Genomic DNA, 24,503 nt, shown 5'->3' with positions numbered 1-24,503 from the left:
GTCTTTAGAGTAAGAAATTTGAGAGTTCTGATTTTCTACATCGTGATAGCAACATTTTTACATATCGGTAATGCATTGGCGACCAATGAAACAAAGCCTTTGGGTCAGATTAACCAATATTTGCGAATAAATGGTGAGTTTATGGGCAGTTATGAATTATGGAATTATTTCCGCCCTGAGCCGCCAGTCAACAATGCTTATGATTTATGGATATTGCGCGCACGACTCGGTGCAATGCTTTCTACGCCTTACGTGGATGGTTTTGCACAAGCGCAATACAGCGGTCTTTACGGGCTTCCCAACGACGCGGTTTCGCCCTCGAACGGCCCTTTGGGGCTAGGAGCAGCTTATTTTCAGACCAATCAATCCACTAATGCCAGCAACGTTTTTCTGAAACAGGGGTATCTTAACTTCAAGCTTCATGCACTGGGCTTGCCAGGTGCCTTTGCCAAGGTTGGCCGTTTCGAACTGATCGAAGGCATGGAATATAGCGCCGGGATGGAAAAATTTGATGGCCTGAAAAGAAGGCGCCTCGCAGAACGACTCGTGGGAGGATTTAATGCCATTTATATCGGACGTAGTTTTGATGGCTTCTCCAGTATTTATGATCAGCCCAATTTCAATCTGACTGTAAGTGGCGTTCGCCCAACGCAAGGTAATCTTACTGTGCAGGGCCAAAAACAAATCAGCGACATCAATATTCTTTATGCAGCATTTACCAGCAAAAAGGATGCGCTGCTGCCGGGAACAGAAGGTCGCCTGTTTTATATGAATTACGATGATCAGCGCGATACGCAGGTGCTCGACAATCGTCCGCTCAGTGCCAGACCTTTGCTGAGCAACGAGAAATTAAACATTCATACCCTAGGTGCACACTTATTGTCGCTGCATCAAGTGGGATCGGGCAGTATCGATGCTTTATTGTGGGGCGCGTACCAGTTTGGCAACTGGACTGATCAATCCCATCAAGCCTGGGCTATCGCCGCAGAAGCCGGTTATCAATGGACCGGCTTGCCTTTCAAGCCGTGGTTGCGGGCTGTGTATTACCGCAGCTCAGGCGACAGTCATGCGCAAGACGATAAACATCAAACTTATTTCTCCGCCGTTCCCAGCGGACGCTTGTATGCCAAATTTCCGTTCTACAACCTGATGAATATCCAAGATGCTTTTGTTGAGCTCATTGCTTCACCCACGCCAAAAACTCAGGTGAATATAAACGTGCATCAGTTGTCACTGGCTAATTCCAATGATCTTTTATACAACGGCCTGGGCGCAGCCTTAAGTTCAGGCGCATTTGGCTATTCAGGACAATCTACCAGTGGTCATAGTGACATCGGCCAACTGGTTGATATCAGTTTTACCTATACCTATAGCAAACAGTTTTCATCGAGAATTTATTTTGGTCATGCTTTTGGCGGTGATGTCATGAAAAGCATTTATCCCGGGAAAAGTGACGCGAATAACTTCCTGATCGATTTCAATCTGGTTTTTTAAATGAGAGATATTTATGTCCACATCCTATCACGCTGATGATCAGTTACTGAATCCCAAAGAAATGATCACTGCCATTGAATTAATGTTTCGTCGTATGGAAATGATCAATGGCGTTTGCTTAAACAATTTTCCGCTTTATTCATCAAGAGATACCAATGCATGGGCTGTCTCCGACGGCGGCTCGTGGCTTGGCGGATTCTGGGGTGCTTGTTGGTGGTTGCGCGCTAAAGTAACAGAATCCCCGTCTGATCAATACAAGGCAGCAAATATTTGCCAACAATTGACTGAAAAAATCCACATTGACTCAGGAAATCGCAGCTTGATTTTTTGGTATGGCGCAGCGTTAGGGGAAATCTGGTTTCGCGACACCCATGCGCGCACGCTGACCAAAGAATCAACTGCTGCATTGGTAGCGAGTTTTGATCCTGCCATGCAGAGTATTCCGCTGGGATCAAAGTTGGGTGGCGGCAAGGAAGGCAATCGGCATATTGCAATCGATAATTTTGCTACTCTCATCCAGTTGCTGAGCAGCAGCCAACAGAAAGCACATGAAGAAATAGCACGGCGTCATACCGATACGTTATCGGCGGCCTGCTGTGACAGCAGCGGTGCATTTCACGCACATGCACACTTTGACGGCAATGGTTTTCATCCTACCGATCAAGCAGGTGCATGGTCGCGCGGTCAAGCCTGGGCCATGTTGGGGTTGAGTCGAGCGGCAGCACAATGGGGAGAGCCTTACTTAACTTTTGCCAAGACTGCGTGTGAATATTGGCAACATTCCCGTCCACATCCTCTATCCCCCAATCGGCTCGATCAATCATCGAACTGCGATGATCCTTCTGCCACCGTCATCACATCACTCGCTATGCTCTCGCTGGCTCGACTTCTACCTGATGCAGAACACTGGCGTACTGATGCTCACCGCCAGATCTCTGCAATCATTCGCAGTCAATATTTCACTGGCTTTCAGGAAGATAACAAGCACTCCCAAAGCCGGAACAATGCGATACCGGGAATATTCTGGGGATGCTGTTACAAAACCCAACAAGATAAAGAAGAGCTGGTTGAATCAGCCTGGGGTCATTTTTTTCTGATGGCCGCACTGTGCATACTCACAGGTTTCATCGAGCCCGCTCACTGCTAAGACCAGATCCAGTCATCTTTCCACCATTTAAGGAAAACAAATGCGACAACAAACCATCGCCAGCCTATTTTTCACATTCATTGTCCGGATCCAATACATTTTAATTCTGGCGCTGCTCTTTCTTCCTTCTTCAGTTGCTGCACAAGAAAAAGTAGCTACACCCCTATTACTTCATGCCGCCCGGGTTTTCGACGGTCATGAAATTAGAACCAATGTATCGGTGTTGATCAGTGACGGACAAGTCACCCAAATTGGACCACGCGCACCATTTAATACACATAGCAAAATAAGAACAATAGATCTGGGTGACGCCACCATCCTTCCCGGATTTATCGAACTGCATGCGCATCTGTCCTATCAGAAAGTTCCAGCCGATACCGTTCTAAGGCATGGCATCACAACAATCAGGGATTTAGGTGGCCCTATCCATAAACCTTATGGCGGCGATGGCAGTTTGCGCGTGCTGACTTCCGGTCCGATCATCACCGCACCCCATGGCTATCCCATTATTAAACTTGGCGCCACGAATATTGCAGTAGCTGTTTCCTCAGAAAAAGAAGCGCGAGAAACTGTTCGCTCCCTGATTGATAAAGGTGCTGCCGTCATCAAGGTTGCCCTGGAACCTGGCGGTGAAGCCGGTGCTCCCTGGTCTTCTCATCATGACCATACGCATCACGATCAGTCGCGTCATGTGCAGCATGCCGATACCCACCACCCATTACACCAAGCTTCGCATGCAAAACCATGGCCATTATTATCAGAGGAAATTGTTACAGCCATTGTCGATGAGGCGCATCAACATAATCGCAAGGTAACAGCCCATATTGCGGAAGCAACCGGTGCACAAATCGCAATTAACGCCGGTGTTGATGAATGGGCGCACACACCTTGCGACCCTATTCCTGAGCCCCTGCTAAAACAAGCCGTGTCGCAAAATGTAAAAATCATCAGCACCATCGATACCTTGTCAAAATGCTCAGGTATCGCGCACAATGCGGCCAGTTGGACAGCATTGGGCGGTGAATTTTTATATGGCGCAGAAATTGCGCATCCGGATATTCCCTGGGGTATCGATGCACAAGAACTGATGTATCTGATGCAAATGGCAAAAATGGAGTTAATTGATGTCTTACGTGCGGCAACATCGAAAGCGGGTCAGCACTTAAATATACCTCTATTAGGCACCCTGCAGCCCGGTGCACCCGCTGATCTGATCGCGGTCAGAGGCAACCCCATGCATACCTTGAAGAGTCTTGAATATCCTGATCTGGTGGTTTCTGGAGGTCAAATCATCCTCAATCATTTTTAATATTCTATCTGTCGATACAACAGATTGACTGAGCCGAGATGCGACAATTTACCACATTGACTCATAGGCACCTGTTGGCAATACTACCACTGCGCTTGTGAATCGATGTACTTCAACATAGAAAATACCTCATACACCGCAACATTTTTATAAATCCCCATACCATACTGAAAGGAATATATTGGAGAATGAAACAGAGAAACTTTCGCTTTAACAAAAAAAATCTGGTGATTTCCATCATGCTCTGGCAAGGGATAAGTTTTAGTGCTTTTGGTCATCAAGGCATTGATCACACTGGCTCGGGTACGGTAAAAGTACCCGGACTTCCGGATTGCCAAGTATTGGCAGCCACTCGATTATTTGATGGTATCAATTTTCCGCAAGAAAATATGGCCGTCCTGATTGAGGGAAATACGATTAAACAAGTGGGCGCGCTTGGTGAACTGAGCGGTTTTTGCGCCAACCAGATCAATTTGGGTGATGCGACCATTTTACCTGGATTTATCGAACGACATGGACACATCGCTTTTCAAAATGTTAACAAAGACATAGTTCTGGAGCATGGTATAACCACTGCGCAGGATGTCGGCGGCCCATTAATACCGATGGAAGGTGGTCAAGGCACACTGCGATTGTTGAGCGCAGGTCCTATCATTCAGGCTGTTGATGGCTATCCGCTGAACATATTCGGAGGCGATGGCGGGTACGATAAAATCGGCATTACAGTTTCATCAGCTGCCGAAGCTGAAGCAGCTGTCGATGACTTAGTCAATGGTGGGGCAACTGCCATCGTCATTTCCCTGGAACCCGGCGGTGAGCCTGGCAGGCACTGGATGACCCATGGCAATCCTGTACCCGATGCGCCATGGCCGATGCTTTCCGTGGAGATAGTTCAGGCAATTGTGACCAGAGCGCATATGCTTGATAGACGGGTATTGGCGTTTGTCGGAGAAGAGACAGGAGTAGCGCGTGCCCTTGACGGAAAAGTTGATGAGTTGGTTCATGTGCCCTGTGCTGCAATCAGTGAAACACTGTTGCAGCGAATAGCCGATGAAAATGTTACCGTCGTAACAACCTTGGATACACATTCGTCCTGTGAGCAAATGCACGCCAATGCGTTTAGCCTGGGTATGAAAAATGCAAAAATCGTCTACGGTTCTGAAATAGGACACGACGATGTGCCTTGGGGGATCAATGGTGAGGAATTACACATAATGCTGCATACACTTAGCGGGTCGGCAATTGATTTCGAAGATGTAGTCAACGTACTCAAAGCGGCAACTTCCAAAGCCGGGGAAGATCTTGGCATACCAGGACTTGGGACTTTAACGCCTGGTGCACCCGCAGATGTCATAGCAGTGCGTGGAAATCCCTTTGAGAAATTTAAAATACTGGAATATCCGGATCTGGTCATTTCGGGTGGTCGCACCATTGTCAATAAATTCTTAAACCAGTCGTCAGAGGCAAATATCGAATGCTTCTTTACCTGGGCGGAAGAGAAATATCCTGATTTCCTTGCCCCATCAGGCGCTGCTACAGAAATTTTCAATCCATATAGCTATCGCTACTATCCAGAGACCCAGACCTATCTGGGTATTTCTTCAGCGGATAATCATGTTTATTACATGAAAACAGAAGATGGATTACTGCGAAACGAAGGTCCATTAGCCAATTGGTTACCACTGGCGGGATGTCAGTAAATTATCCAATAAACCGACAATCAGAAATCGTTGTGGTGCTGTGAAATATTAAAAATGGTTTAAAATTTTTCTGCTAAAAATATGACATTAAGCTTGGGAAATAGCTCATATTTTCCGAATGGTCACAGAAAATAGCCCTTATAGGTTTAACAGCTCAATCCCTTGTACCGTTCTAGCCAGATTGATCTTTCTCAAGTGGATAACCAGCATCACGCCAGCTTTTAATACCGCCATCCATGGATACCACATCGGTATAGCCCATTTGCTGCAACGCATCCGCTGCCAGAGCTGAGCGATAACCTCCTCCGCAATACAATACGATAGATGCGCGCTTGTCGGGTATCACGGTTTCAATATCACGCTCAATGATGCCTTTCCCAAGATGACGAGCACCTGCCGCATGATCTATCTCAAACTCATGATCTTCGCGCACATCGATAAAATGAAATTGCTCTCCTCGCGCCAATCTTGCCTGTACATCGGCTGCATTACATTCCTTAATTCGTTGTTTCGCTTGTTCCACTAACCGTAGAAACCCTGGGTTGTGTTGCATTGTTCTCTCCTGTTATTCAAGCTGTATAGCCGACACATTCCCAGTACACAAGAATGCTGAGAATAATCCTAAATTTCCGATCCAATCGAAAATAAGTCGGCTACAGAATCAATCAGGGAATGTATCAAAGATCGCGTATGCGGTCAAAATAACAGTGGCGTAGTGCTGTTTTTGACTTCATTTCGAATCTTTGCTACTTTCCAGCTCAAGGGGACTCTTTTTCCTCGCCCCGGAGGACATGAGATATCAGATGCACGAAGAAACAGTAATGCACGGACTAAAAGCCAAGGGATTAAAAAAGGGATCCGTGTCCAAGTCGGCCGCGGTCACAATTGGTCTGGCAGCGACTGCTCCAGCTTACTCATTAACTGGCGCACTGGGTTACGGCGCTTTCGAAAGTGGCTATCAATTGCCGATTGTATTTATTTTATCGGTAATTCCCATGTTCTTTGTCGCATTATCCTACAAGCACTTAACTACCTCTGCGCCAGATTCCGGCACGGTTTTCACCTGGGGCGCCAAAGCTATCGGACCACGATTCGGCTGGTTCGGCGGGTGGGCGCTGTTACTGGCGAGCATACTGGCAGGGGTTACTGCAACTCAGATCATCGTCAATGCAACAACGATTATCTTTAACTTGGAACAGGCCCCCGTGTGGCTCAACCTTGGTATAGCCACACTATACATCTTCAGCACCACCTATCTCACAGCACTCGGAGCCGAGGAATCTTCGCGCACCACTATGATTCTGACCGTTGCCCAATACGGCGGACTCATCGCGCTCGCAGCTATCCTGTTCATGCGTATCCTGCAGGGAGATGCAGTGAGCACTGCTGAGACATTTTCACTGGAATGGTTCAATCCGTTTGCAATCTCCTCATTCAGTGCTTTTCTGAATGGATTTCTCATCGCATTATTCATCTTCTGGGGATTTGATGCGTCGCTGGCAATGTCCGAGGAGACAGAAGGCGACTCAGAACAGGCCGGGCAAAGCGGCATTATTGCAATGGTCATCACTGTTATCACCTATGTGGTTTTCTCCACCGCAGCGCTGGCGTATGCCGGGATTGATGTACAGAACCAATCGAGCCTGACGTTCAAGGATAATATTGATTCAATTATTACAGCGCTGGCAACCGACATTATCGGATCTAAAGGCGCACTGATGGCTGCGTTGATCATCACAATCTCAGCTTTCTCAGCCACGATATCTACGATCATGCCTGCCGCACGTGTTGCGTTGGCAATGGCAACCTACCAGGCAATTCCACGCAAATTCTCTTCAATCAATGAAGTTACACAAACTCCCAAGTTTGCAACATGGACGATCGGTTTAATGACGCTCATCATCTATATCACTTTAAGCCTGATCAGCGAATCCATCGTTAAAGATTCGATCCATAGCGTCAGCATCGCGGTTTGTACCTACTACACGGTAGCGGCACTATCCTGTGTGGTCTATTTCCACCGTACCGCATTTAATCACTGGCACACTGCGCTATCGCAAGTGATTCTGCCCGCGATTGCGGCGGTTACCTTAATTGCGGTAAGCATCATGCAGGCATGGAACATGATGGATCCTGATTATGGTTCCAGTGGGTCCATTGCCGGTGTAGGTGCCGTGTTTTTAATTGGCGTGGTCACTTTACTTTTTGGTGTCCCACTGATGGTACTATGGAATATGCGCGAACCAAGGTTCTTCCGGGGTGAAACGCTGCCTGTTGAAAGAGCGCACATGGTACCTAATAGTGACAGCACACGAAAACCATAGCAAAACCTGCAATCGTTATATTCCATAACGAGTGTCTTGATTAAGTTTATTAAGAATTAAATCCTTACATCAGCTTAAATAATCGTTGTAGACTATCCCACTCGGAGCAACTTCCGAGATTTATGCATCCGTATTATTACGTCTAATAACATCAGCTTAAGGATATTTCAGAAAATGAGAAGTTGAATCTGTAGAAGTTAAATTTTGCTATCAGGAGGTACAAAATGAAATTTTACTACTCAAGGTTGCCTTTACTGTTACTGGTTATTGCTATCAGCGGCGTAGCATTTAATGCCAGTTCAACAACTATAGAAAATTCAGTAGTTTCTGCAGCAGAAAAACGCCTTGACGATCCAATCCCGGCTCCGATCCAAAAAGGCTCCATTCGACTGAGATTAAAACAAATAGTAAGTGATTTGACTGCGCCCAACTGGGCGGTTTCCGCTCCGAGCGATCCCGAGCATTTATATGTGGGTGATCAGGACGGAAAATTGTGGCGTATTAATCTGACTAACAATAATAAAGAAGTATTTCTGGATTTCTCCGATGTACTAGTGCCGCTGGGAATCTCTGGCAGTGGTTCATTTGATGAACGCGGTTTTCTCGGTTTTGCTTTTCACCCTCAGTATGCTGAAAATGGCCTGTTATATACGTATACCTCAGAGCCGGCGGGAGACAGCAGCGATTTCACCACTATTCCGTCTGGCGCCAGCCCCAATCATCGTTCGGTCGTTAAAGAATTGCGGCTAAATTCCACCAGTTCCCCAGCCGTTGTGGAAGAGGTACGCGTGTTATTGACTGTGGATCAACCCCAGTTCAATCACAATGCCGGGGCGCTTAATTTTGGTCCTGATAACATGTTGTATATCGCGTTCGGGGATGGCGGCGGTGCTGATGACCGCGATGGCCAGGATTCCGGAGGCAATCCGATCATTGGCCATGGCACAGATGGCAACGGTCAGAATCCCAGCAATCCTCTTGGCAGCTTGCTCAGGATAGATCCAGCAGGAAACAATTCAAGCAATGGAAAATATGGTATCCCCAGTGATAATCCTTTTATCGGATCAGACACAGCGCTTCCTGAAACTTATGCTTACGGTTTCCGTAATCCATTCCGTTTCTCCTTTGATTCCCAGACAAGTGCACTCGTACTTGCTGATGTTGGGCAAAACGATATTGAGGAGGTTAATTTGGTTCAAGCAGGTGGTAACTATGGCTGGGCACTGAAAGAAGGCAATTTCCGCTTTGAACCCAATGGTAATGAGCCAGGGTTTGTTACTGATGAATCAGTTGCAGGCGACTTCATCGATCCGGTCGTTCAGTATGATCATGATGAAGGCACTGCGATCATCGGCGGCTTTATTTATCGTGGCAATGCCATTACTGCCTTGCAAGGAAAATATCTATTTGGGGATGTCGCTAAGACAGGTCAAGGCGATGGCCGGTTATTTTATTCGGATGGCAGTGCAATTCTGGAACTGGATTTAACCGAGCAAGATCAGCCTGGTTTCTGGGTGCTAGGCTTCGGGCGAGATGCCGATGGCGAACTCTATGTACTCAGCAATACAACGGGCACCCCTTTCGAGACGACGGGTGCAGTATATAAAGTGATTCCCAATGCCAGTTTTGATGCTGGTTTTGTTGATATACCTGCAGTCAATGTCATGCTGGATAATGGCGATAGCAGCGTTTATCGTGCACGCTTGCAACTCGTCCAGGATAGCCAGCCACTACGCTTCGAATTGGTTGATCATGAACAGCTAACAGATCGCTTTCGGGATGACACCACTACTTTTGATCAAACTACGGGCAAACTCAACCTTCCGTTTACCAATGTGGTGGATGCCAATGGAAAAATATCCACTTATGCGGCTGAACTTCAACAAGTACCTGATATGCCAGTCCTAACTTTTGAGTTATCAAAACAGCCTGCGCTTGTGAAGTAAAACGCAATCTTAATGCTCATTCCATAGTGATTTATTTGAGCCCGTCCATCTGCTGCTTTTCGTTTTTTTCCGGAAGCAGCAGGGACAGGCTGATTCCAGAAAAACCAGCAATTTCACGGATTAATTTCTTGACACGCCTGCTCCATGTCATGTAAGTTCGCGTCCTTACTTTTCAGGTGCCTTCAAGCTCTCCTTGAAGGTTAAACGGGAAACTGGTGCGCTCACAACAAATAAGCAATGCCAGCACTGCCCCCGCAACGGTAATTGAGTTAACAATCTGCATGAGGCCACTGTGTATCAACATGGGAAGGCGCGGATCTGGAATCTATTCCACTCATAAGTCCGGAGACCGGCCTGAAATAAGCATACTGCGGAATTGCGGAGGGCAATCGGTGGCATTCGGATTGACTTTACTAGTCAGTCTGTCTGTTCATTCCTGAATTTCCTTCTGCATACCCTGATTTTTATAGTTGATAACGCGCGGGTGGGCGCGAAGGAAATCAATCATGAAAAAATGCCGTTTTCCGGCACTGGCTGTGCTATGGTTTGGCACAACCGCAACTGTATTCGCAACCAATGCAGAGCATCAAGAAAAACCTGTGATTGTCACAGCAACACGTACAGCCCAGACTGCCGATACGGCGCTGGCTTCGGTGACGGTAATTACGCGCCAGGATATTGAGCGTCAGCAGGCCCGCTCCATTCAGGATTTGTTCCGCGGTGTTCCGGGGGTGAGCATTTCCAATAGTGGCGGCGCGGGCAAAAACACTTCAGTTTTCATGCGCGGTACTGAGTCTGACCATGTGCTGGTGATGATTGACAACATCAAGGTCGGTTCGGCCACATCTGGCACGACGGCGTTTGAAAATATTCCCATTGACCAGATTGAGCGCATCGAGATCGTGCGCGGCCCACGTTCCAGTTTATACGGCTCTGAGGCGATTGGCGGTGTCATCCATATTTTTACCCGCAAAGGCGACACCAGTGGAGGGCTCAAGCCAAGTTTTAATTTTGGCGGCGGCAGCTTTGGCACGCTGGAGGGCTCCGTCGGCCTGTCACGCGGATGGAAACAGGGTTGGTTTAATATGACAGCCAGCGGCATTGGCACCAAAGGGTTTAATGCCTGCACCGGCTCTGACACTGCGGGTTGCTTTACCCATGAGCCTGACCGAGACGGTTATCGCAACGTGGCGGGCAGCATGCGCGCAGGCTACCGGTTTCAGAATGGACTGGAAATCGATGGTAATTTCATGCAATCCGCCGGTAAAACCGAATTTGATGGTTTCCCCAACAAGGGCACTTTGATGCAACAGGTTTTTGGCGGTACGGCACGGTATTCCCCTGTGGATTTCTGGCGCATCAATCTGATTGGCGGCCGCAGCCGAGAGGATTCGGACAATTTTTTGGGCACTGTTTTCTTTAGTCGGTTTAATACCGCCCGCGATACCATTTCCGTGCTGAATGACTTTACGCTGAGCAAAAATCAATTGTTGACCATCGGCATGGATTATCAAAAAGATCATGTCAGGAGCACCGAAGCTTTTACGGTGCATTCTCGCACCAACTGGGGCGTTTTTGCCCAGCACCAGGCCACGTTCGCCAAACATGACATCCAATTATCCCTACGTCACGACGATAATCAGCAGTTTGGCAGCCGGGTGACCGGCGGCGCTGGCTGGGGTTATCCGCTCACTGAAAACATCCGTCTGCTCGCTAATTTTGGCAGCGCTTTTAAAGCACCCACATTTAATGACCTGTATTACCCCAGCTCTTCCTTCTTTAGCAGCAACCCCAATTTACGTCCGGAAGATTCGCGCAGCTATGAATTCGGCACGCGCGGCAAGGCTGACTGGGGGAATTGGTCGTTGAATTTTTATGAAACCCGTATTGATGATCTGATTGGTCTTGCTTCTAATCCCCAAACCGGAATCCTTATGCCTGTCAATATCGAGAAAGCGCGTATTCGAGGCTTTGAAGGCATACTCAGCGCGCAGATTAAGGGTTGGTTATTCAATACTAACCTGACACTTCTGGATGCTGAAGATCGTTCCTCCGGATTAAATCGCGGTAATATATTGCCAAGGCGTGCTGAACAATCATTCCGGCTGGATGCCGATCGCCAGTTTGGTCAATATTATAGGCTGGGTGCGATGCTGCTGGTTGAAGGCGAACGCTTTGATGACTTGGCCAATACGCGTAAACTTGACAGTTATGTCAAATTTGATTTACGTGCTGAATATATCTTAAATAAACATTGGCGCTTGCAAGGGCGGATTGAAAATTTATTTAATGAACGCTATGAAACAGCGGCATTCTTCAATCAACCAGGACGCAATTTCATGGCCATGATACGTTATCAACCTTAACAAGGAGTTTCATATGTTGACTTTATCTACTCACAACCAGATAGCTATCGGATTGTTGATGGCGTTACTGATGATTCTCACCCGCAGTCATCACTTTGCATCCGTGCACAGCCTGGCGGATGCTTCCTGGGCGATTTTCTTCTTGGCCGGGATATATCTGCATTCCGCATGGCCATTGTTAGGCTTTTTTGTATTGAGCTGGTGGCTGGATTTTGCAGCTTACACCTGGGGGGGTGTCAGTGATTTCTGTTTGACACCGGCTTATGTGTTTCTGTTACCTGCCTATGCCTCCTTATGGCTGGCTGGCCGCTGGTACTCCAAACGCTATCAATTTGCCTGGCGTACCGTTATGCCGCTTTCTCTTAGTGTCATAGTGGGCTTAACGCTGTGCGAATTATTTTCCAGCGGCGGATTTTATTTCTTCTCCGGTCGTATTACCGATACTACCTTGAGCGAATTCGGCGAGCAACTGGTCAAATACTTCCCGCTCTATATTGAAACATTCGTATTTTATGTTGGCATTACTGTCGTAATCCATGCGCTATTCGTGCTGATCGTTAAGCCGATCAATTCACGCAAAACTACAATAGGATAACACCATGGTTGATTCCGAGCGCTCCCAGCGCTACCGCAATCGCATGCAGCGGAAAAAAGAGGTGATTGATGCAGCCATTGCACGTGCCGATCGCGAGCAAGGCTTATTGTTGGTTCACACGGGCAATGGCAAGGGAAAGTCCAGTTCGGCATTTGGCATGATTGCACGGGCGCTGGGTCACGACATGCATGTGGGTGTGGCGCAATTTATCAAAGGCCGCTCAGACACCGGTGAAGAAGCTTTTTTCCGCAAACAGGACAATGTAATTTGGCACGTCCTAGGAGAAGGTTTCACTTGGGATACTCAGAATCTGGAGCGCGACACTGAAACCGCGCAACGCGGCTGGAAAATCGTGCAGGAAATGCTACGCGACCCCTCATTCGATCTGATCATACTCGACGAACTGACTTATCCGCTCAAGTTTGGCTGGCTGGATTTAACCATAGTACTGAATGATTTGAAGAATCGCCCCCCCATGCAGCATGTCGTCATTACCGGGCGCGGTGCACCCGATACGCTGTGTGAGATCGCGGATACCGTCACCGAAATGACCGATATCAAACATGCCTATCGCGCCGGTATCCAGGCACAGAAGGGCATCGACTTGTAGTCTCATGAGCAATCATCATCGCTTCAGTGATACAGAACGGGCTGTCATTTACCGCGACATGCGCCATTTTCTTCCTGAATCTGGTAGATCCTATCGTATTGGATCGCCTGCTCGCCGCCGCATTGCCTGTGCGATTCAGGATTTTTGGCTGGCTGCACGTGCGGAAGGATTGGGTATGAGCGGGTGTCATTGTTTGACCCTGCGCAACTGGCGCAATTGCTCAATATGCCCATCGGCAGCAAGTCAATCGCTATTTTGTGCCTGGGTCATGGCGAATCCTTTTATCCGGCCCAGATGCTGAAACTGCAAGGCTGGGCGGAAAAATGCTCAATGCAAGAATTAATACTTCACAATCACTGGAATAATACAGCTTCTCCAGAATGAACACGCAAACCCTGATGATTCAAGGTACCACCTCGGATGCTGGCAAGAGCATGTTGGTGACTGCATTATGCCGTTGGCTGGCACGCCAAGGTATCTGTGTGGCACCGTTCAAACCGCAAAATATGGCATTAAACAGCGCCGTAACAAGGAATGGCGGAGAAATTGGCCGTGCACAAGCGGTGCAGGCATTAGCTGCCGGGTTGACACCACACACGGATATGAATCCGGTATTGCTCAAACCGAACACTGATAAGAACGCGCAGATCATCATTCATGGACACGCGATCGCCAACATGGATGCTCGCGGTTTTCACGATTATAAGTCAATAGCACTTAAGGCAGTGCTTGAATCCTATGTACGGCTTGCCAGCCAATATGACAGGATTATCGTGGAAGGTGCTGGTTCCCCCGCTGAAATCAATCTGCGCGCCAACGATATCGCTAACATGGGTTTTGCGGAAACAGTCGATTGTCCGGTCATTCTCATTGCTGACATTGACCGCGGCGGTGTTTTTGCCCATCTAGTGGGCACCCTGGCATTATTAAGCGAAAGCGAGCAGGCGCGCATTCAGGGTTTCGTCATCAACCGCTTTCGTGGCGATAGGGCATTGCTCCAATCCGGACTAGATTGGCTGGAACACTATACTGGCAAACCGGTACTGGGTGTTTTGCCTTACCTGCAGGGCTTGCACCTTGAAGCGGAAGATGCATTGCCTGATTCGGCTGATGCTGTGCCTGGGAAGCAGGAATATCTTCGCATTATCGTCCCCGCACTTCCGCGCATCAGTAATCACACCGATTTCGACCCGCTGCGCCTGCATCCGCAAGTGCAGCTACAATTTATCGGCCCTGGCGCAACCATCCCGCCTGCCGATCTGATTATATTGCCGGGTTCCAAAAGCGTGTGTACTGACCTGCATTGGTTACGCCAACAAGGTTGGGAAGTGGCGATCCGCCGGCATTTACGCTACGGTGGAAAGCTGATGGGCATCTGTGGCGGTTTCCAAATGCTGGGCAAGCTGATTCATGATCCTCATGGCCTGGAAGGCGACGCCGGCAGCACGCAAGGATTCGCCTTCTTTAATATGGAAACGACACTGCAACCCGATAAGCTGCTGCGCAATACACAGGGAACTTTAGTCTTTAATGGCGCAGCCGTGATTGGTTATGAAATCCATACAGGTATCACTACTTACGGTGCACCTTATACTCCGGCCATTCATTTATCATACGGTAATGATGGCGTAATCAGTGATGATGGATTGATACTGGGCACCTACTTACATGGTATTTTTGTATCCTCTACCGCACGCGAAGGTATACTGACCTGGGCCGGGCTGAACAGTCAAAATGCAACACTCGATTATCATGCCGTATGTGATGCGGCGATTAATCGGTTAGCGGATTGCGTTGACCAATATCTTGATACCGCACATTTGTATCGATTACTCAACTTGCAATCAGGCACATCATGACCAGCATGAAGACGTTGATTCTCGGCGGCGTGCGTTCAGGCAAAAGCCGTCTGGCTGAACGTTTGGCCACCGAAAGCCAGCTGCCAGTCACCTATATCGCAACGGCAACCATCGAAGATGAAGAAATGCGCGAGCGAATTGCTTCACATCGGATGCGGCGTCCTGATCATTGGCGCATCATTGAAGAGCCCGTGGAACTGGCTGCTGTCTTAAGTCAGCGTGCAGATAGTAAACGCTGTCTATTGGTTGATTGCTTGACACTCTGGTTGACCAATTTATTGACTCATCCAAATATATCAAGATTTGACATTGAGCGGTCGGCGTTCGTGAAAGTACTGCCTGGTTTGACGGGAAGACTCATTTTGGTCAGTAATGAAACGAATATGGGTATCATACCGATGGGTGAGTTGAGTCGCCGCTATTGCGATGAAGCTGGTAAATTGCATCAGGAAATCGCTCAGCATTGCGATCAGGTAGTGCTAACCGCTGCTGGGTTACCATTGATGCTGAAAGGAGAACACGTGTGATCAAGCCCATTACCCTCGGTTGGTTGGATGCACCGTTAGCCGTCCCTAACCCGGAAATGGGCCGATTGGCGCAGATGCGCCAGACACAACTCACCAAACCACCCGGATCGCTCGGCCGCCTTGAGGAAATCGCCATTCAACTGGCCACCTTGCAAAATACGCCACGGCCTTGCGTTGAACAGGCGCACATTGCCATATTTGCTGGTGATCACGGTGTAGCGGCGGAAAACGTCTCTGCGTTTCCGCAATCGGTAACCAGCGAAATGATTAGAAATTTTGCGCGCGGCGGCGGCGCCATCAATGTGCTGGCTCGCGCGCTGGACGCCTCACTGGAAATCATTAATCTGGGAGCGGCACATGATACACAGTCATTGCCAAATGTCAGACATTATCACCTGGGGCCAGGGACGGCCAATTTTATCCATGAACCCGCGATGACATGGGAGCAATTGAATCAGGCGCTTTATGCTGGCTACGAAGCGATTGAGCGTGCGCGACAAAATAACAAACAACTATTCATCGGCGGTGAGATGGGTATTGGTAATACCACCAGCGCCACTGCACTGGCGTGTATCTTGTTGAATGAACAACCCCACTTTCTGACAGGCGCCGGCACTGGTCTTGATCATCAGGGTATTACTCATAAAATAAATGTGATTTCCCGAGCCTTGTCCTTGCATCGCGCATACATTAAGTCTCCTTTAGATGCGCTGCGCCGTGTCGGCGGTTTTGAAATCGCTGCTTTAACCGGTGCTTATATCTGCGGCGCTCAATCAGGATTGCCTATGCTGATCGATGGCTTTATCAGTACCGTTGCCGCATTAACGGCTGAGCATATTTCTCTAGGGTGCAAGGACTGGTTTATTTATTCGCACCGGTCAGCAGAGCTAGGTCACGGTATGGTTCTCAAAGCACTCAATGCAGAACCGTTGATTGCTTTGGATATGCGGCTGGGAGAAGGCAGCGGTGCAGCCATCGCGCTCAGCCTGTTGCGCATGGCTTGTCAGTTGCATAATGAAATGGCAACTTTCTCGGAAGCGCAAGTTGCGCAAAAAAATTGAGCTCCACTCAGCCATGACAACCTTTATTGATCTCCTCAGGCATGGCGAAACCGAAAATAGCCATCGTTATTGTGGCAGTACGGATTATCCCTTGACACCACGCGGCTGGGCACAAATGTGGCATACCGTTGAAATGAGCCCTTTCCAGTGGCAGCAGATTATCACTTCCCCGCTCATTCGCTGTGCAGATTTTGCGCAAGCATTGGGGCAGCGTTATTGCATTCCCGTTACACAAGATGCACGTCTCCAGGAGATTCACTTTGGTGCATGGGAAAATCAATCGGCTGCTGAATTGATGCAAGTCCATGCTGATGCTGTATCTAGCTTCTGGCAGAATCCCTTGATTTATCCGCCTCCCAAGGCTGAACATTTGCTTGATTTCGAGACGCGCGTATTATCAGCCTGGTATGAAATCCAGCGCCAATTTGTTGATAAGAGAATTTTACTTATTACACATAGCGGTGTCATACGAGTGATCATTTGCCATATTCAGCAATATCCTGTTGAGCGACTGCTGGAATTTGAAGTCAAGCATGCCAGCATGCAACATGTTTGCATAGAACAAGCAGGACACTCTCAAGTAAGACTTGTTTCCGATTCTTCCTATGATCATCAAGCCATTTCTCGTTGCGATGCAATTCTTGACCCGTTTACCTGTGCGGCTGACGGTTCAGCCAAGTGATAAAGACCTGGGATATTCCTTACTCTTCTATCCGCTGATAGGTTTAATCATAGGATTAATACTCATGGGATTAGGGTGGGCATTGAATAACTCACCGCCTCTTGTAACTGCAGCGTTACTGGTTGCTGTCTGGGTCTTACTGACCGGCGGATTACATCTGGATGGCCTGTCGGACAGTGCTGATGCCTGGATTGGTGGAATGGGTGATCGGAAAAAAACATTGGCAATCATGAAAGATCCCAATTGCGGGCCGGCCGGAGTAGTAGCCATCGTATTGATTCTGCTCCTCAAATTCGTCACGCTTTATACCCTGATCTCCGCCAATGAATGGATTGCTTTATTATTGGCTATCATTCTCGCGAGGACATTATTGCCACTGCTGTTTTTAACTACACCGTATGTCAGAAGCAATGGACTAGGCGCATCACTGGCAGCGCATCAGCCACGCCAGTTGAGTATTTTTATTATTACTGCCACATTTTTACTGATGTTTTTACTCACCGATATGCACTATTTGTGGTTATCGCTGACTGTAGTGATTATTTTCTGGTTTTTACGTCATCTGATGCTCCACCGGATTGGTGGGACAACCGGTGATACAGCGGGCGCATTGGTAGAAATTGCGGAAACGGTCGCACTGCTGGCTTCGGTGATAGCTTTAAACAATTCTCTTTAACTGTTCAAGGTATTAACGAACATAATCCTCCGGAAATGGCATTTTGTTTTTTTCACGATTCAATAAGCTTATCTGCTGACTCAACCTATCGATATCTGACCAGCCATTTTGATCTATTGATGGAATCCAGCGTGCGCGCAGGTATCCGTATCGATCTAGCAAAAATTCCATATGCTCAGGGTTTGTTCCACGGCCAATGATATCCGGATGGCTCAACGTCCGACGCCACAATGAATAGCTCCCTGCAATTTCAGCAGCGCCTTGGGTAATCACTGGAAAAGGCAATGTCGCTAGTTGTGCCAACTCATCGGCAGTCAGATCTGTGGATGGTACTGCTAATATTGCAATGTTTTGTTTACTTAGCTGATCATAAGCCAGTTTTAACTGTTCTATTCGATCTTTAGATTGCGGCCAAGAAAAAATAACGAGCAAAACTGCTTTATTCTCACGGAAATCTTGCAGAGCACCACCACTTTCATCATGCCCTGAATAAGAAAAAACGGGCGGCTTTACATAAGCTTTATTTGAAATGATTTCTGGCGTCAGAATTCGCGCTTGATAACCCCGCGATAGTGCATGAATGAAGTTGACTAAATCCCACCGATCCTCATCGGATAATTTTTCTGCATAACCGGGCATGTCTGTGCTAGCCATGCCATAGGTAATCCAGTTATAGAAATCCCCTGGCGTATGTTCTGCTGTGTGTGGCTCGGTCAATAGATCCGGCAATTTTGTCGATAAGGTTCTTGATTTGATTCCATTGCCTTTTCCTTGATGTCCATGGCATTCAACACAATATTCCGTATAAAGCGCTGCGCCATTAGCTACTGAGATAGCATCAAAGGGAACCAGTGGTCTACGATAAGTTTCCGGGTAAGCTTGAATTGTTAATGGTGGTAGCGCAATTGCAAGACCACATATAAAAAGGATCGCTGGAATACTGATTAAGCGCTTCAATTCCCAATTACGAGAATGGCCCAGTTTTATAGCCGCTATCGCAAATACCAGAATTGCTACGCCTATCCATACTTGGGTTGCCACATGAGGTTGATTCCAGGTAGCATCAATCGAAAATCGGAATGGAAATGGCCAGTTTTCAATCAATGCATCCTTTACGGGTGTGGTATTGGTAACTAACGTTGCTAGAAATACCAAGATCAGCGCCAGGACAAACTCAATACGCACCCATTTTTTTATACTTTTACTGCTACCCTGCTCTGCGATTTGCTTGCTGCTCGTCAGTAAAGGTAACCAATATGAGCGGATGCGTGCTGCTATCAAGAGAATAATACTTAATAAAAATATTTTGGCACTAAGCAGCCAGCCATATGAAGTAGCCACCAATGCTGCATAGTGATCATCGAATATACGGTCGCCTACAATAATACCAGTCAGAATAATCAATAGCATCACCGGCAAAGCAATTGAAGAAAAGCGCTTCAAGGTTTCAAACGCTAAGCTATTTTCCTTCTTATTATTTTCATAAATCAGCAATAGAAAAGCCGGCAATGCTCCAAACCATATACCAGCAAAAATGAGATGCAGTGCGTATGGCATGACAGCTGTAACGGATAAATCTTCTGCTGCCGTGTGGCTGGCCAATGAACTGGCAATTAATGGTAAAGTCGCAATAACAGCGCATAAAATATATCGCCAGCGAGCTTTGGGTGTGTTACGCAGATATATAACCGCAAACAGTAGCAGGATAGCCAATACAGTTCGCCAGATCCATATCTGCCCCGCTCGGGTATCTCTTATGATGCCCAACCAAATTTCTTGCTGCTCCAAGCTATTGATATTGCCGGTAACCTGTACTATGGTTGCGATCAGAATGATAAGTAATCCCAATGGGATACTCAACGCCAACCAAGGAAATAAGCGTTCTAACCTTTCAATCCATGCTTCTAAGTATGCTCGCTCTCCAGTACTAGTAATTGCTAGAAAAACGCAACTCCCTAATAAAATCAGATTTGCTGCAAGTTGAAACCAGCGTGCAATTGCTGCAATGATTTCTATCATAGTTACTACATTTTATTTTTTTACACTGAAGTCAAAGCCTGATTCAATTACATGCCCATCCACAGACATCACACGATATTGTACTGTATAACGTCCCGGCTCGATTTGCGGTATGTTTAATACAACGGACTTTGGATCATCTGGAACAACTTCTGGACTATTTTCAGTGATTGGGTTTTTATTTGAGTCAAGCACTGTAACAGATGCGTACGCCCCTTCTATTTTTTCATTAAACCATAGTTGAATTTGTTTGGGTGGTGAAGAAAGAGCAGCTCTACGAGGTGGATCGGATTTGACCAAAGTTGCATGTGCCATTACTGAATTTGCTTGAACTAATAAGGACAATATAACCAGCAACCCAAGAAAGACAGTTACTTTTTTAAGTATAAATTCTAATGATTGTTTATCTTGCACAATTTTTCCTCCCATCTTTTAAAAATTTGATTAATTTTTAAAAGGATAAGTTCAATAAATCACTCATCCTTATCCCTACCTTAAGCCGCAGTTGGATGAGTTTTACTCCGGCTGCGCATCATGAAGAAAGCGCCTGCTGCAATCACCAGCACAATCGGAGCGATGATGGCTATTTTGGGTGTGGGACGGCCTTCCCCTACTGAAAATGGAAAACGGGAGACATAATCCTGAGCACCTCCCGTTACCGTTACCAGTCCAACGAACTTACCCTTCTCCGGAAAGGTATGCTCGATATTAATCGATGCCGATGGATATACCTTGGGTGGCAAATGATATACCGTGATTGCATCCAGATTTTCTTCTGATCCGGTATCACGAATAATCCTGACCTCAGTTGTCAAGGGACGCAATTCTTCTTGAATATAGTCCAGCGCAATCACCGTCTTGCCTACTTCCGGTATGTCTTCACAGAATTCTTCTTCCTGTGATAGCGGTTGATACCCTGTAAAGTGCATTCTGTAGGGACCGACTGTCAATACGCACATGTCATCTGCTAAAGCCAGACCACCATGCGCTTGTACTTGCGATGTAAACATTACGCTTGCTGCCAGTAATACTGTTAATACGATTTGTTTCATTGCTGCTATTCTTGCTGACATTATTAAAATTTCCTGTCTTTAAATGGTTAGTTTTGTGATGATTTTTTTCTCTTTTTATGCGTCATCGGGGGGTTCATTTTTTCTCTGAACCGCGTGAGGCTATCCAATCTCTGAAACGTCTTGACCTGATGAGTTTATACCCAAGTATTGCGGTCAGCAATAGGCCAACGACAGGCCCTATCCATGCCCTGAATACTGCTGCATAATTGACCATTTCCACCCGTAGGTGATATTCATAATTCAGAGGTGGTACGCCTTCGGCTGTGACCAGCACGAGATATTTCCCTTGATCCAATACACCTTGTGTACTGATGACACCGTCGTGATATAGCGCGGGACGTATATTGGTAACTGTTTCTCCTTCATCTACTTTGCTGCCTTTTATTACTTTCATTCCGATTGGCATATCACGTAATGAGGGATCTACTAAGTCTATAACCAATATGGCATTTCCTGCTTTCGGTATATCGGTGCAATAATGTCCTTCTTCGTCCACTTGCGGCTGATAGGTACTGAGATGAATCATGTTCTCGCCGATCCGACGCATACAAGTGTCTTCTTCCATCGTTACCTTGCCATGGGCTCCGACTGTGCTTGCGTAAAATGCCATCATAACAAGAATAAAAACAGAAATCCCTGCGTGTGTTATTTGCCTAACCACGACAAATCCTCCTTTGGGTGAGCACTCCTGATATTGCTGATTTGATTGTTCATTTCCAGGATGCCTAGATTTTTACTTTGCTTTCATACTCATAAAAAAACCGGCACACCGGCTGTCTTTCGACAGTGGTGTACCGGTGTTGTTTCTTGACTTCCGCTTATAGCTTGGTGAAGACTGGAATTACTGCGCCAGCAATACTGTTGATATAACGATTGCCTTCCTCATCCCATGTCATCAGTAAGCCACCAAAACGGCTTTCCGGGTCACCCAGCAGCGCCATCAGACGTTGTACTTCCCATAACGCGTCCTTGGCTTCCATCTTGACTTCGCGGGTTTCTCCAGGTGCAATACTGCTGTCGTTATCCATCGATAAACCGGTAGCTACCAGTTCTCTTGGATAGTCTGGGTCCAGATGCGTTTGACCTAATTTGTTAACAAAACGTACACCTGCTGTGGTGAATTCTCCGATGCTAATCGGTGAGTCGCCATTGTTGGTGATGTCCATGGTCACACGCAACGCACGGCCTGGTACGTCATAGTTAGCATGAGTCACCTTGATTGCAACTGGGTTCGGTGCAATCGGCATTGGTTCTACTTTGGATTCACCTGCCTGGATCGGTACTGTGTAGGGGTGGACGCTTTCAGTGTAACGATAGCCTCCCCATACCAGGGCACAGGTCAGTATCGCAACGCCCCAGGCTACTTTCCTGTCCATTGGGTCTAACAGCAGTTCATCACCATACGCCAGCAATACCCGGCTGCGCGGCAGGAACATCGGACGGGCTACATAGTAACCAATCCAGAAGCAGCCCAGGCCTAGCCATACCAAGTGCCAGAATATGCCGTTGCCAAAGTTGAATGTCTCCAAATCGATGGTTTTACCCGTCAGTGTGGTGATCGGGTTGGTGAAGTCATCCCAGCTTCCAGAAATGTTCATCCACGAGGCCGGTCCTGCAATCGGTCCTGCTTCTTTGACATTCACCATCGCGTGCATGTGATGGCGTCCTGGGATCCTGGCTTTCAGTCTGACTTCAAATTCATAGTCACGTCCAATGACCAGCGGACCAGAAATGAATGTCGGTTCGCCATTCAGCTTGGTGCTTAAACGTACAAACACCGGGCTTGGGCTTCCGATGTTGAAAAATGCACGTTCCGGTTTACCTACCGCACGGGGCCAGTCTTCCGCTAGGTGAAACTTGCCGGTGATCGTTGCAATATCATTGACTTTGGTGACTTTCGGTTGCCATTTCAGGTCGTACCATTGAATCGTACGCATACGAAGGAATGGTTCCTGGGAACGTTCACCGTGCGCTGCCGCTGTCTTTACGTCTACTGCCAGGGTCATCGCCAGTGAGGCCGCTCCAATCGCAGCACCGTACAGGCCTAATACGCCCAGTTTAAAAATGCTTTTTATACTCATTATTTGATCCCCTGTGCAAAGCCTTTTTCGCCAAACGCTGTTACGTCGTGCTTCATCGAGATACGACCTCTTTCGCCTTTAACATAGAAGAAGGCGGTGCAGTACAGTTTGCCAAAGTACCACCATACGCAGAACATCAGCATTGATACGAAGGCTGAGAAGAACGCTGCAATGACTGTGGTGTGACCACCGAACGTACGCAGTGAGCCTTGTTCAATCAGGCGTACGTATTCCGGTGTACCGGTACGCACATACAGGAAGCCTGTGTAGTCAGCCACTGATAACAGTACGCCTTCTACCACCACCGGTAAGTGGGTCGGGCCAAATATCGGCCAGTTGCCCGGGTAGAAGAATAAGCCCCAGAATCCGCCGCCTAACAGGGCTGTAACTAGCCAGTTACCCGTCAGTAACATGATGGTGTCCAGCATCAGCGCGCCTGGAATCATGGTTGAGGGCAGTACAAAGTTGAGCGGGTAGTGTGACCACCAGTAAAAACCCCAGTAACGGGTCAGCCATTCGCCTACTAACAGGCATACGATACATAGCGTCGCTCCATAGGGCAGCCGATAGTTTACCCATAAGTAATACATCAGGGCTGCACAGTACATGACCCCTACAATCGGTGTGACTACCGGCCACCATTGGCGGTCTTTCCAGTCTAGCCAGAAGTCCCAGTCTCCCGCCAACAGCATGAAGTGCATGTGATACGTACCTACCAGAAGAATACAGAGAATTGGAAAATACACTGCATCAATATATCTGGACATCCTGACCGCTTCAGGCGGCATCTTGGCCGCTGCTATAATTTCGTCTGTTCTACTCACTAGAACCTCCCTTTATTCAATTGCGTGTGATATTAAATTTGAAAACATGACGATTCCTCGTGTCTTTTACTTTCCCCTACCCAGCTTTTGCCAGGCAGGGAAAGCCCTAGATTAAGGAACAATCCGGTTGTTGAGAATTTCTTTGCTTTGGTTATTCCAGATCACGTCTGTCAGGTTGGAGTAACGGGTGATAATTTGTGCCGCTATCCC

Annotated in this window: 22 protein-coding genes, 1 pseudogene and 1 riboswitch; of the genes and pseudogenes, 15 read left to right on the top strand and 8 right to left on the bottom strand. The window is 47.4% G+C overall.

Going from position 1 to position 24,503, the window contains the following annotated elements:
• Window positions 1-42: 42 nt before the first annotated feature.
• The 4 genes from BM021_RS05475 (at window position 43) to BM021_RS05460 (ending at window position 5,650) form a co-directional block, all read left to right on the top strand.
• Entirely contained in the window at window positions 43-1,494 is a 1,452-nt protein-coding gene (locus BM021_RS05475; RefSeq protein ID WP_256207793.1) for an alginate export family protein, read from the top strand.
• A gap of 13 nt (window positions 1,495-1,507) precedes the next feature.
• Window positions 1,508-2,641: a glucuronyl hydrolase gene (locus BM021_RS05470; protein ID WP_090719692.1), complete on the top strand. Its 1,134-nt coding sequence runs from the start codon at window positions 1,508-1,510 to the stop codon at window positions 2,639-2,641.
• Between the two features lie 40 nt (window positions 2,642-2,681).
• The gene (locus BM021_RS05465) at window positions 2,682-3,950 is read left to right on the top strand and encodes an amidohydrolase family protein (RefSeq protein ID WP_090719690.1); all 1,269 of its coding nucleotides are present in this window, start codon (window positions 2,682-2,684) and stop codon (window positions 3,948-3,950) included.
• Window positions 3,951-4,138: 188 nt separating this feature from the next.
• Window positions 4,139-5,650 carry an amidohydrolase family protein gene (locus BM021_RS05460; RefSeq protein WP_090719689.1) on the top strand — a complete coding sequence of 504 codons (1,512 nt, stop codon included), beginning with the start codon at window positions 4,139-4,141 and terminating at the stop codon, window positions 5,648-5,650.
• A gap of 172 nt (window positions 5,651-5,822) precedes the next feature.
• Here the strand turns inward: BM021_RS05460 and BM021_RS05455 are convergent, their stop codons facing one another.
• Window positions 5,823-6,203: a rhodanese-like domain-containing protein gene (locus BM021_RS05455; RefSeq protein ID WP_090719687.1), complete on the bottom strand. Its 381-nt coding sequence runs from the start codon at window positions 6,201-6,203 to the stop codon at window positions 5,823-5,825.
• A 250-nt stretch (window positions 6,204-6,453) separates the two neighbouring features.
• Between BM021_RS05455 and BM021_RS05450 the strand changes: the two genes are divergently transcribed.
• The 11 genes from BM021_RS05450 (at window position 6,454) to BM021_RS05400 (ending at window position 18,296) form a co-directional block, all read left to right on the top strand.
• Window positions 6,454-7,974 carry an APC family permease gene (locus tag BM021_RS05450; protein WP_090719685.1) on the top strand — a complete coding sequence of 507 codons (1,521 nt, stop codon included), beginning with the start codon at window positions 6,454-6,456 and terminating at the stop codon, window positions 7,972-7,974.
• 224 nt (window positions 7,975-8,198) lie between these two features.
• Window positions 8,199-9,920 carry a PQQ-dependent sugar dehydrogenase gene (locus BM021_RS05445; RefSeq protein WP_090719683.1) on the top strand — a complete coding sequence of 574 codons (1,722 nt, stop codon included), beginning with the start codon at window positions 8,199-8,201 and terminating at the stop codon, window positions 9,918-9,920.
• 157 nt (window positions 9,921-10,077) lie between these two features.
• Window positions 10,078-10,293: riboswitch (cobalamin riboswitch) on the top strand.
• 133 nt (window positions 10,294-10,426) lie between these two features.
• Complete coding sequence (gene btuB, locus BM021_RS05440) at window positions 10,427-12,286, top strand: TonB-dependent vitamin B12 receptor (RefSeq protein ID WP_090719681.1); 1,860 nt, start codon at window positions 10,427-10,429, stop codon at window positions 12,284-12,286.
• Between the two features lie 13 nt (window positions 12,287-12,299).
• On the top strand, window positions 12,300-12,881 hold the full coding sequence (locus BM021_RS05435) for a hypothetical protein (RefSeq protein WP_090719679.1): 582 nt from the start codon (window positions 12,300-12,302) through the stop codon (window positions 12,879-12,881).
• Window positions 12,882-12,885: 4 nt separating this feature from the next.
• Window positions 12,886-13,491, top strand: a complete 606-nt coding sequence (cobO, locus tag BM021_RS05430; RefSeq protein ID WP_090719677.1) for a cob(I)yrinic acid a,c-diamide adenosyltransferase — start codon at window positions 12,886-12,888, stop codon at window positions 13,489-13,491.
• 4 nt (window positions 13,492-13,495) lie between these two features.
• A complete protein-coding gene (locus BM021_RS05425; RefSeq protein ID WP_256207792.1) occupies window positions 13,496-13,792 on the top strand; it encodes a hypothetical protein in 297 nt (98 codons plus the stop codon).
• A gap of 97 nt (window positions 13,793-13,889) precedes the next feature.
• Window positions 13,890-15,350 (top strand): cobyric acid synthase, encoded by a 1,461-nt coding sequence (locus BM021_RS05420; RefSeq protein ID WP_256207791.1) that lies wholly within the window; start codon window positions 13,890-13,892, stop codon window positions 15,348-15,350.
• Window positions 15,347-15,877, top strand: coding sequence for a bifunctional adenosylcobinamide kinase/adenosylcobinamide-phosphate guanylyltransferase (cobU, locus tag BM021_RS05415; protein WP_090719672.1), 531 nt, complete (start codon window positions 15,347-15,349; stop codon window positions 15,875-15,877). Before BM021_RS05420 ends, cobU begins: the two co-directional genes overlap by 4 nt.
• Complete coding sequence (gene cobT, locus BM021_RS05410) at window positions 15,874-16,938, top strand: nicotinate-nucleotide--dimethylbenzimidazole phosphoribosyltransferase (RefSeq protein ID WP_090719670.1); 1,065 nt, start codon at window positions 15,874-15,876, stop codon at window positions 16,936-16,938. Before cobU ends, cobT begins: the two co-directional genes overlap by 4 nt.
• Window positions 16,922-17,620, top strand: coding sequence for a histidine phosphatase family protein (locus BM021_RS05405; protein ID WP_256207790.1), 699 nt, complete (start codon window positions 16,922-16,924; stop codon window positions 17,618-17,620). Before cobT ends, BM021_RS05405 begins: the two co-directional genes overlap by 17 nt.
• Window positions 17,544-18,296, top strand: a complete 753-nt coding sequence (locus tag BM021_RS05400) for an adenosylcobinamide-GDP ribazoletransferase (protein ID WP_090719668.1) — start codon at window positions 17,544-17,546, stop codon at window positions 18,294-18,296. The genes BM021_RS05405 and BM021_RS05400 overlap by 77 nt, the downstream gene beginning before the upstream one ends.
• Before the next feature lie 12 nt (window positions 18,297-18,308).
• Here the strand turns inward: BM021_RS05400 and BM021_RS05395 are convergent, their stop codons facing one another.
• From BM021_RS05395 to BM021_RS16570, 7 genes and pseudogenes are all read right to left on the bottom strand, one after another.
• A complete protein-coding gene (locus BM021_RS05395; protein WP_090719666.1) occupies window positions 18,309-20,315 on the bottom strand; it encodes a CopD family protein in 2,007 nt (668 codons plus the stop codon).
• A 12-nt stretch (window positions 20,316-20,327) separates the two neighbouring features.
• Entirely contained in the window at window positions 20,328-20,729 is a 402-nt protein-coding gene (locus BM021_RS05390) for a copper resistance CopC family protein (RefSeq protein WP_090719735.1), read from the bottom strand.
• An 80-nt stretch (window positions 20,730-20,809) separates the two neighbouring features.
• Window positions 20,810-21,388, bottom strand: a complete 579-nt coding sequence (locus tag BM021_RS05385; RefSeq protein ID WP_090719664.1) for a hypothetical protein — start codon at window positions 21,386-21,388, stop codon at window positions 20,810-20,812.
• Window positions 21,389-21,461: 73 nt separating this feature from the next.
• Window positions 21,462-22,049 (bottom strand): hypothetical protein, encoded by a 588-nt coding sequence (locus BM021_RS05380; protein WP_090719662.1) that lies wholly within the window; start codon window positions 22,047-22,049, stop codon window positions 21,462-21,464.
• 157 nt (window positions 22,050-22,206) lie between these two features.
• Entirely contained in the window at window positions 22,207-23,469 is a 1,263-nt protein-coding gene (locus BM021_RS05375; RefSeq protein ID WP_090719660.1) for a methane monooxygenase/ammonia monooxygenase subunit B, read from the bottom strand.
• A complete protein-coding gene (locus tag BM021_RS05370) occupies window positions 23,469-24,293 on the bottom strand; it encodes a methane monooxygenase/ammonia monooxygenase subunit A (protein ID WP_090719658.1) in 825 nt (274 codons plus the stop codon). The genes BM021_RS05375 and BM021_RS05370 overlap by 1 nt, the downstream gene beginning before the upstream one ends.
• Before the next feature lie 111 nt (window positions 24,294-24,404).
• Window positions 24,405-24,503 (bottom strand): annotated as a pseudogene (locus BM021_RS16570) (methane monooxygenase/ammonia monooxygenase subunit C); the annotation flags it as partial.

The sequence above is a fragment of the Nitrosomonas sp. Nm166 genome (assembly GCF_900112825.1).
Taxonomy (GTDB): domain Bacteria; phylum Pseudomonadota; class Gammaproteobacteria; order Burkholderiales; family Nitrosomonadaceae; genus Nitrosomonas.
Note: the sequence above shows the minus strand (reverse complement) of the source record. Positions and strands in the feature narration are given on the sequence as shown.